Source organism: Pseudoalteromonas sp. XMcav2-N (genome assembly GCF_024124545.1).
Taxonomy (GTDB): domain Bacteria; phylum Pseudomonadota; class Gammaproteobacteria; order Enterobacterales; family Alteromonadaceae; genus Pseudoalteromonas.
On record NZ_JAMXSF010000008.1, the window covers coordinates 261,608 to 269,281 of the forward strand.

General features: G+C 48.6%; 10 protein-coding genes and 1 rRNA gene. 3 read left to right on the top strand and 8 right to left on the bottom strand.

Translation table 11 applies throughout. The features are described from left to right. From surE to NH568_RS12940, 7 genes are all read right to left on the bottom strand, one after another. Positions 1 to 750: a 5'/3'-nucleotidase SurE gene (surE, locus tag NH568_RS12910; RefSeq protein WP_138546103.1), complete on the bottom strand. Its 750-nt coding sequence runs from the start codon at positions 748 to 750 to the stop codon at positions 1 to 3. Further along, positions 731 to 1,795 carry a tRNA pseudouridine(13) synthase TruD gene (locus NH568_RS12915; protein WP_253047980.1) on the bottom strand — a complete coding sequence of 355 codons (1,065 nt, stop codon included), beginning with the start codon at positions 1,793 to 1,795 and terminating at the stop codon, positions 731 to 733. Before NH568_RS12915 ends, surE begins: the two co-directional genes overlap by 20 nt. 1 nt (position 1,796) lies before the next feature. Beyond that, a complete protein-coding gene (ispF, locus tag NH568_RS12920; RefSeq protein WP_253047982.1) occupies positions 1,797 to 2,276 on the bottom strand; it encodes a 2-C-methyl-D-erythritol 2,4-cyclodiphosphate synthase in 480 nt (159 codons plus the stop codon). Next, positions 2,273 to 2,974 carry a 2-C-methyl-D-erythritol 4-phosphate cytidylyltransferase gene (gene ispD, locus NH568_RS12925; RefSeq protein ID WP_253047984.1) on the bottom strand — a complete coding sequence of 234 codons (702 nt, stop codon included), beginning with the start codon at positions 2,972 to 2,974 and terminating at the stop codon, positions 2,273 to 2,275. The genes ispF and ispD overlap by 4 nt, the downstream gene beginning before the upstream one ends. Then, positions 2,967 to 3,251: a cell division protein FtsB gene (gene ftsB, locus NH568_RS12930; RefSeq protein ID WP_010383879.1), complete on the bottom strand. Its 285-nt coding sequence runs from the start codon at positions 3,249 to 3,251 to the stop codon at positions 2,967 to 2,969. Before ftsB ends, ispD begins: the two co-directional genes overlap by 8 nt. A gap of 53 nt (positions 3,252 to 3,304) precedes the next feature. Continuing rightward, on the bottom strand, positions 3,305 to 3,952 hold the full coding sequence (locus NH568_RS12935) for a hypothetical protein (protein ID WP_253047986.1): 648 nt from the start codon (positions 3,950 to 3,952) through the stop codon (positions 3,305 to 3,307). A gap of 91 nt (positions 3,953 to 4,043) precedes the next feature. After that, positions 4,044 to 4,526 carry a DUF2947 domain-containing protein gene (locus NH568_RS12940; protein WP_253047988.1) on the bottom strand — a complete coding sequence of 161 codons (483 nt, stop codon included), beginning with the start codon at positions 4,524 to 4,526 and terminating at the stop codon, positions 4,044 to 4,046. A 48-nt stretch (positions 4,527 to 4,574) separates the two neighbouring features. Between NH568_RS12940 and NH568_RS12945 the strand changes: the two genes are divergently transcribed. From NH568_RS12945 to NH568_RS12955, 3 genes are all read left to right on the top strand, one after another. Beyond that, positions 4,575 to 4,805 carry a DUF1653 domain-containing protein gene (locus NH568_RS12945; protein ID WP_253047990.1) on the top strand — a complete coding sequence of 77 codons (231 nt, stop codon included), beginning with the start codon at positions 4,575 to 4,577 and terminating at the stop codon, positions 4,803 to 4,805. Between the two features lie 75 nt (positions 4,806 to 4,880). Beyond that, positions 4,881 to 5,714, top strand: coding sequence for a MoxR family ATPase (locus tag NH568_RS12950; protein WP_253047992.1), 834 nt, complete (start codon positions 4,881 to 4,883; stop codon positions 5,712 to 5,714). Positions 5,715 to 5,716: 2 nt separating this feature from the next. Next, the gene (locus NH568_RS12955) at positions 5,717 to 6,901 is read left to right on the top strand and encodes a VWA domain-containing protein (RefSeq protein ID WP_253047994.1); all 1,185 of its coding nucleotides are present in this window, start codon (positions 5,717 to 5,719) and stop codon (positions 6,899 to 6,901) included. A gap of 396 nt (positions 6,902 to 7,297) precedes the next feature. Here the strand turns inward: NH568_RS12955 and rrf are convergent. Then, positions 7,298 to 7,412 (bottom strand): 5S ribosomal RNA (gene rrf, locus NH568_RS12960). Between the last annotated feature and the right edge of the window lie 262 nt (positions 7,413 to 7,674).

The window sequence follows — 7,674 nt, forward strand, 5'->3', positions numbered from 1 at the left end:
TTACTCCTGAGCGGCTATCCAGCTTGACAGAGAATCCAGGCTTTCATGTGCCGTCATATCTACTTTCAGCGGTGTGATGGCCGCATAGCCTTGTTTAACAGCGTAGAAGTCTGTACCTTCACCGGCATCCAGCTCCTGGCCCAGCGAACCATACCAATAGACATCTCTGTTCCAGGGATCCAGCTGCCGGGTCATCGTTTCGGCTTTATGTCTGGCACCCAGACGAGTCACCTGCATACCTTTTAAGTCGGACAGGGGGATATCTGGCACATTGATATTGATGATCTGATCTTTGGGCAGTGGGTGGCTTTTCAGTGCTTTGATGAGTTTCACCGTAACAGCCGCCGCAGTTTCATAGTGTGCTTCACGTTTTGAACACAGTGATACAGCAATGGCAGGTAAACCGAGATGGCGACCCTCAGTCGCGGCAGCAACGGTACCCGAATAAAGCGTATCGTCACCGAGGTTAGCGCCGTTATTGATACCAGCTACCACCAGATCCGGGGCTTCATCGAGCAGCTGATTCACTCCCAGGTGCACACAGTCGGTGGGGGTTCCGTTGACACTTACAAAACCATTATCCAGTGTCGTTGCCCGCAATGGGTTTATCAGTGTCAGTGAATTACTTGCACCACTACAATTACGGTCGGGCGCAATTACCACAACCTCAGCAATTTCACACAATGCTTTGTAGAGTACGTCAATGCCTTTTGCATGTACCCCATCGTCGTTACTGAGCAGTATCTTCATCTTGGTTGCTTCCTTTTTTATCGTAGTTGCGATGGCTGACATCCTCATGATGAACCAGTTCACGCAGTATCGCGGTGGCATAACACCCTTTAGGTAAATCAAAACTAAGCTGAATTGTTGTAGCGTCCAGGGATTTTACAAGCAGGTTTTCGGGTATCACCCGCAACGCCCTGCGCTCATTTTTAAGCCCTAAAGTGCCCAGTCCCTGCCACCATTGTGCAAAGGGTTTGAGCCACTCTATCTCAAGTGCAGTAAGGCCTTTTTCGCCCTTGCCCAGCAAAGGAGCAGACAACACAATATCCGCTTCAAGAAGCCGAACTATCAACTCATCACTGATGTCTTCTTCAAAGAACGCATTGCTGCCACTGAGCATAAAAACTTCACGATGCCAGGTCTTTGCCAGACCATGTTCTGCAACCCGTCTTGAAACCAGCTGATTAAAAATATGTGAGCGTGCGGCCGAGATTACCAGACCTCGTAATTTTTTATCACGGATCCGCTCTCCCTCAAACAGTCTTTGTGCCATTTCCAGGTTATAACCATCATGACCAAAGCGCTGCTCACCAAAATAATTGGGCACCCCCTGGCGCACTGCGTTAACGCGTGACAACAGATCCAGTGGTTCACTGACATTACGTAGCGTGATGGTAAAACGATTACCTTTGTGACATCCGGTACGTAATTTTCGATTGTGACGAATCTGCTTAAGCACAAACAGGCTATCGCTGTTAAGTTCGTTGAAATCCAGTGACTGCTTAATTGGCACCGGTACACTAAACCATTGAGTACAGACACCATGACGGTCTTTGAGTCCACCGTAGCTGACATCCCTTGGCGCTACGCCGGCAAACTCGGCCAGCTTACGGGCAATAAAGGCGGTGTTCTCGCCTTTCTTCACAATCTGCAAGCAGACGTGTTCGCCTTCCCCGGTAAATTCAATGTCGAGGATTTCATCAACCATAAAATCTTCAGGCTGAGATTTAAAGTCAGCATGCGCCTGCGGTTCACCATATAAGTAATTGAGCTCAGATACACAGGTTTTCACACTAAGCCACCTTCGTCAGCAGCACCACAGCATGGCTGGAAATGCCTTCTCTTCTGCCTTCAAACCCCAGCTTTTCGGTGGTCGTCGCTTTGACATTAACCTGGCCAATGTCGGCATTACAGTCCGCCGCAAGATTCGCACGCATGGCGTCAATATGCGGACGCATTTTGGGTGCCTGAGCCACTATGGTCACATCCAAATTACCAAGTTGATAACCCAGTTCACTAACTTGCTCCATGACGTTACGCAGCAGGATACGGCTGTCGATGTTTTCAAACTCAGCCGCTGTATCGGGAAAGTGTTTGCCAATATCACCCAGAGCCAGTGCACCGAGTAACGCATCACACACGGCATGAATAGCGACATCACCATCGGAGTGTGCAATAAAACCTTGTGTATAAGGGATCTTCTCACCACAAATCGTCAGCGGGCCTTCACCACCGAACTTATGAACATCAAACCCGTGACCTATGCGAATCATAGTGACCTCTCTTTACTTTGTTGTGACATCAGAAAACTGGCCAGCGCATAGTCTTCCGGTGTGGTAATTTTAATGTTGTCTGAGCGGCCACTGACTAATCGAACCGGCAGCCCAGCATGCTCGATGGCCGACGCTTCATCGGTGATTTGAACTTGGTCTTGCAGTGCCTGCTGCAATGCATTCAGCAACTGCTGATATGGGAAAAACTGGGGTGTCAGCGCCTGCCATAAGGTCTCTCGTGGCACAGTTTCTTCGCTGTGACTGGTACCGCGCTTGATGGTATCTTTGACTTTACTCGCTAAAATGCCGCCTTCCTGATGCGCTAAGCATTGCTCAATCAGGGTGGTGATATCGCTTACCTCTACCAAAGGTCTGGCAGCATCATGAACCAACACCCATTCCGGTGGCGTGTTCTGCATAGCCAGCAAAGCATTCAGAACAGAGTCGGCACGCTCTTTCCCACCCGTAACTCGCCTCACGTTCAGTTCACTTAGTGACAACTCACTAAAATAGCCATCGGTTTCGCTTACCGCCACGAAGATTTGGTTTAACTGTGGCAGTGCAGCCAGTTTATTGAGCGTATGCTCAAGCACGGTTTTGTCGCCAATTTTAAGGTATTGTTTAGGGTGGTTCAGTCCCATTCTGGCCCCAACGCCAGCAGCAGGAACAACCGCTGCAATTGTAGTTGATTTATTCATCGTGCTTCTTTGACAGTACGCGGATAAAGGTTTCGTTGGGTTTGATCATACCCAGTTCATGACGAGCACGCTCTTCTACCCCTTCGAGTCCAAGCTTTAGATCTTCGATATCCGCTCTGAGTAATTTATTGCGTTTGGCCAGATCGGCATTGGCAGCCTGATGCTTGTCTACGGCTGTTTTGATACGCCTGAAGTCTTCAAGACCATTGTGCCCAAACCACAAGTTATATTGGGTATATGCACACAGACATAGCAATGCAAGTTGAAAATATCGCATTCGGGCTACCTTAATTGCTTTACAGGATCATGCATTGCACCTGGCAATGTGCACTACTTGCGTTGTTGTTTTTTTCTAACGTTTGCCCAGTTCACACTGCTGGCCAGTAACATTTCGCGTAAACCCAGCGTTCTGGGCGGTAGTATTTTATGATAATGCCAGCGGTGACCACAACAGGCAGCGGTCATTAACGCTTTACTTGGTTTGAGTAAATAGCGCGTTGCAGGTAAACCGACCGCTTGATCTTCATCAATTGCATTACCTGAACAGTCAAACCAACCAAACTGATTACAATGCCAACGCCCGTCGCGAGTCTGATCCAGCGTATCTAAATACACACAAGTAATACCACTGTCGATGACCATGACAGGCACCACCAAACCAACAGAGGCATGTGTTGTATAATAAGCTTTGGCTTCATTACAGTGCCATTGGGGGCATTTACGTTGCTTGGCCAACCAGCAGCCGTTGTGGCTATCCAGTTCGAGGGGAACTTCACCGAGCACAATATGCGTAGCGGCTCGCTCAACATAGTAAGGCAGGCTACTTAGCCGCCTTTGCAGACGGTCCAGATCGGGTTCAGCAGATAGGCCCGGTATTTCACGCGCATAGAAAACATTAGCCAGCTCAGCATACGCCAGCCGGGTTGCTTCATCCTGCCATATCGTGCTTTGTTGCTTAGTGTGACCTTGACTGTTCAAAATGCCTCCTTTACACAGAGGTTATATCACGACCACACGGTTAAATATAGCGCACGAATATGAAAGCCACCGCTAACCGGTCGCCAAGACCTTACGGATTTTTAGGCCGCTTACCGAGCCTGGCTTCTCCGGATTCACTGAACATCACCGCCGTATCGCGCTTCTTACCCAACAACAGGCTGCCATCCGCCAGAAACATAAAGTTCTGCCAGGTCCGCTTAAACACATCGAACTGGGTTTCAATGATCAACTCCCGCGACATACAAAAGTACACTGTGGTGTTGTCTTCCCAATCTAGAAAGTCACAAATGGTGTCTGGCAGGGTTGCTTCACCGGCTTCCCACGGCCCTTCCCAGTCCAGGCTTTCCTGCCAGTTTTCTTCTTTTCCTGGCCAGTCATGGGGCGTAAAAAAGTCGGGATGATCCTGCTCTCGACTGACCATAGTGGTCCACAGTACCGCCGCACGTTGCTCAGTCATCGGCTTGATCCGAGCCAGGTCGGCCTCATCAATGGGCAAATCCTGATGACGAAACACCCAGGCTTTCTTGAACGCATCGAGCGCAATATAATTCATGTCTGATACCTATTAATTAAAACGCTGACATTATACCTAATTGGAGCTATGACCGTGAACAAAGAACTCAAACCCGGCATTTATCAACATTACAAAGGCCCGAAATATCAGGTGCTATTTGTTGCCACGCACAGTGAAACAGGAGAAGCCATGGTGGTATACCAAACACTCTATGGCAACTTCGATCATTGGGTCAGGCCACTTAGCATGTTCTGTGAAACGGTCGAAGTAGATGGGCAGCAGCGCCCACGGTTTGCGTATCTGGGAGTCGCCGAATGATGAGCATTTGCACTGTCCTTACACGCTGTGGCACACTGGGATTCTATCACTCATCAGACCAGAGTTAAGAAGTTTATGTTCAAAGGTACCGAGTCCTACATTGCCAGCACGGCACTGCAACAAGCTGTGAATGCAGCTGTGATCCTGGAAAAACCATTACTGATCAAAGGAGAGCCTGGCACAGGTAAAACCCTGCTGGCTGAAGAACTGGCAAAAAGTCTGGATACAGAGCTTATTCAGTGGCACATTAAATCAACGACCAAAGCACAACAAGGCTTGTACGAGTACGATGCTGTATCACGCCTGCGTGACAGCCAGCTGGGTGACGCACGCGTACATGATATTGGCAACTACATTATTCAGGGCAAGCTTTGGCAAGCCTTTACTCAGGCCAAACGTCCTGTCCTGCTGATCGATGAAATCGATAAGGCTGACATAGAGTTCCCTAATGATCTGTTGCTTGAACTGGATCGCATGGAGTTTCATGTTTATGAGACCGGTGAGCAGGTTAAAGCGCAGGTTCGCCCTATCGTGATCATCACCTCCAACAACGAAAAAGAGCTGCCCGATGCGTTTTTACGTCGATGTTTCTTCCACTATATCGATTTCCCAGACAAGGAAGAAATGCAGGCAATCATTGATGTGCACTTTCCGGCCATCAAACCACGCTTAGTGAAACAGGCATTAGAGGTCTTTTTTGACTTGCGCAGCGTGGCGGGATTGAAGAAAAAGCCCAGTACCAGTGAGCTGCTCGACTGGCTCAAACTATTATTGGCAGAAGACATAGATCCCGAAACACTTCAGGACCGTAGCCATAAAGGCGGATTGATGCCCCTGTTTGGTGCACTGCTGAAAAACGAGCAGGACGTCACTTTACTTGAGAAACTGGCCTTTTTAGGTAAGCGCTGATCATGTTGATCGACTTTCTATTCACGCTTAGGCGCTATGGGGTGAAAGCTAGCCTGCGGGAGCTGCTGGATTGCCTCAATGCACTGGATAAAGGCGTGTGTTTTGCCGATATCGACGGGTTTTATCATCTGACCAAAACCATCTTTGTCAAAGACGAAACTCAGTTTGATAAGTTTGACCGTGCCTTTGCCGATTACTTTGAAGGGGTTGAGTCTCTGGATCTGTTCAGCCAGTTACAGCAAAACACCCTGCCTCAGGACTGGCTGCGTAAAGAGTTTGAAAAACATCTGAGTGAAGAAGAAAAAGCCAAGTTGAAAGCTCTGGGTGGACTCGACAAGTTACTGGATACCTTAAAACAAAGGCTTGCAGAACAGCAAAAACGACATGCTGGTGGCAACAAATGGGTGGGGACTGGCGGTACCTCTCCTTTTGGGGCATATGGTTATAACCCTGAGGGTGTCCGGATTGGCCAGGACGGCAGTCGCCACCGCCGTGCAGTCAAGGTCTGGGATAAACGTCAGTATCGCAACCTTGACGCAGACAGTGACATCAGTAACCGCACTATCAAGCTGGCACTCAAACAGTTGCGTAAATTTGCCCGCAGTGGCGCCAGCGATCAACTTGACCTGAATGAAACCATCCGGGCTACGGCTAAGCAAGGCGGTATGCTGGATGTGAAAATGGCCCCTGAGCGGCATAATGCTGTCAACGTCATTATGCTGTTCGATATTGGCGGCTCGATGGACGATCACATCCAGATCTGTGAACAGCTATTCAGCGCTGCACACAGCGAGTTTAAACACCTTGAGTTTTTCTACTTCCATAACTGTGTGTACGAACATGTCTGGCAGGATAACGACAGGCTGGATAACACCTTGCTCGATACACACCAGCTGATCAACCGCTTTGGCCGGGATTACCGTCTGATCTTTGTCGGTGATGCCACCATGGGCCCCTATGAAATAGCCTACCCCGGTGGCAGTGTTGAGCACTGGAATCAGGAGGCCGGTTCAGTCTGGTTACAAAGGCTAACTCAGCATTTTGATAAAGTTGCCTGGCTCAATCCACAGCCGAAAGCCCACTGGCCCTACTACCAGTCGATTGGCCTGATCGATGAGCTGATGGCTGGCCGCATGTTTCCACTAACCTTAGATGGGCTTAGTGAAGCAATTAAAGAGCTAAGCTAATGAAAGTGCAAAGTACAATGATAGCGAGCAGCGCGAGTACATTTACTTTGCGCAATGAACGCGAGGGTGACGAGAAACCGAATCAACGCTTCGCAGGTCGAGGAAGTGAGTGCACTGACCCTCATGAATGTGGGGAAGTAGAATAATGCAGGAGCAATTATCGAGATGCGCGAAGGGCGATGAGAAACCGAAGCAACGCTTCGCAGTTCGAAGAGGTGAGCGCAGGGACCCACATGGATGTGGGGAAGTAGAATAATGCAGGAGCAATTATCGAGATGCGCGATGGGACCAAGCTTCATGAATGAATAGACAACAAAGCTCTATCTACACGCTTCTAGAAATGACATAAACGCAAAAAAGCCCGACTCTTTCGAATCGGGCTTTCTTTTATTAGGAGCTTGGCAATGTCCTACTTTCACATGGGAAACCCCACACTATCATCGGCGCTATTTCGTTTCACTACTGAGTTCGGCATGGAGTCAGGTGGTTCCAAAATGCTATGGTTACCAAGCATAAACTTTACGTGCAAATGGTTAATGATATCGCGTTGTTTGCGAGCATTTCATTTGCGCAAGGTGAACTGGTTTCTGCACTGCTGCAGAGGGTGTCACCTTACTTAAAATCTGGAAAAGCGTATTAAATTCTTTCGTCTACTTTAATTCTTAACTTCTAACAAACAAAACCACTTTGGCGTTGTATGGTTAAGCCTCACGGGTAATTAGTACGAGTTAGCTCAATGGCTCACACCACTTCCACATCTCGCCTATCAACGT

Coding starts and splice junctions, on each gene's coding strand:
- NH568_RS12955 (WP_253047994.1), top strand. CDS start 5,717: ATGTTGATCGACTTTCTATTCACGCTTAGGCGCTATGGGGTGAAAGCT.
- ftsB (WP_010383879.1), bottom strand. CDS start 3,251: ATGCGATATTTTCAACTTGCATTGCTATGTCTGTGTGCATATACCCAA.
- surE (WP_138546103.1), bottom strand. CDS start 750: ATGAAGATACTGCTCAGTAACGACGATGGGGTACATGCAAAAGGCATT.
- NH568_RS12950 (WP_253047992.1), top strand. CDS start 4,881: ATGTTCAAAGGTACCGAGTCCTACATTGCCAGCACGGCACTGCAACAA.
- NH568_RS12945 (WP_253047990.1), top strand. CDS start 4,575: ATGACCGTGAACAAAGAACTCAAACCCGGCATTTATCAACATTACAAA.
- NH568_RS12940 (WP_253047988.1), bottom strand. CDS start 4,526: ATGAATTATATTGCGCTCGATGCGTTCAAGAAAGCCTGGGTGTTTCGT.
- ispD (WP_253047984.1), bottom strand. CDS start 2,974: ATGAATAAATCAACTACAATTGCAGCGGTTGTTCCTGCTGCTGGCGTT.
- ispF (WP_253047982.1), bottom strand. CDS start 2,276: ATGATTCGCATAGGTCACGGGTTTGATGTTCATAAGTTCGGTGGTGAA.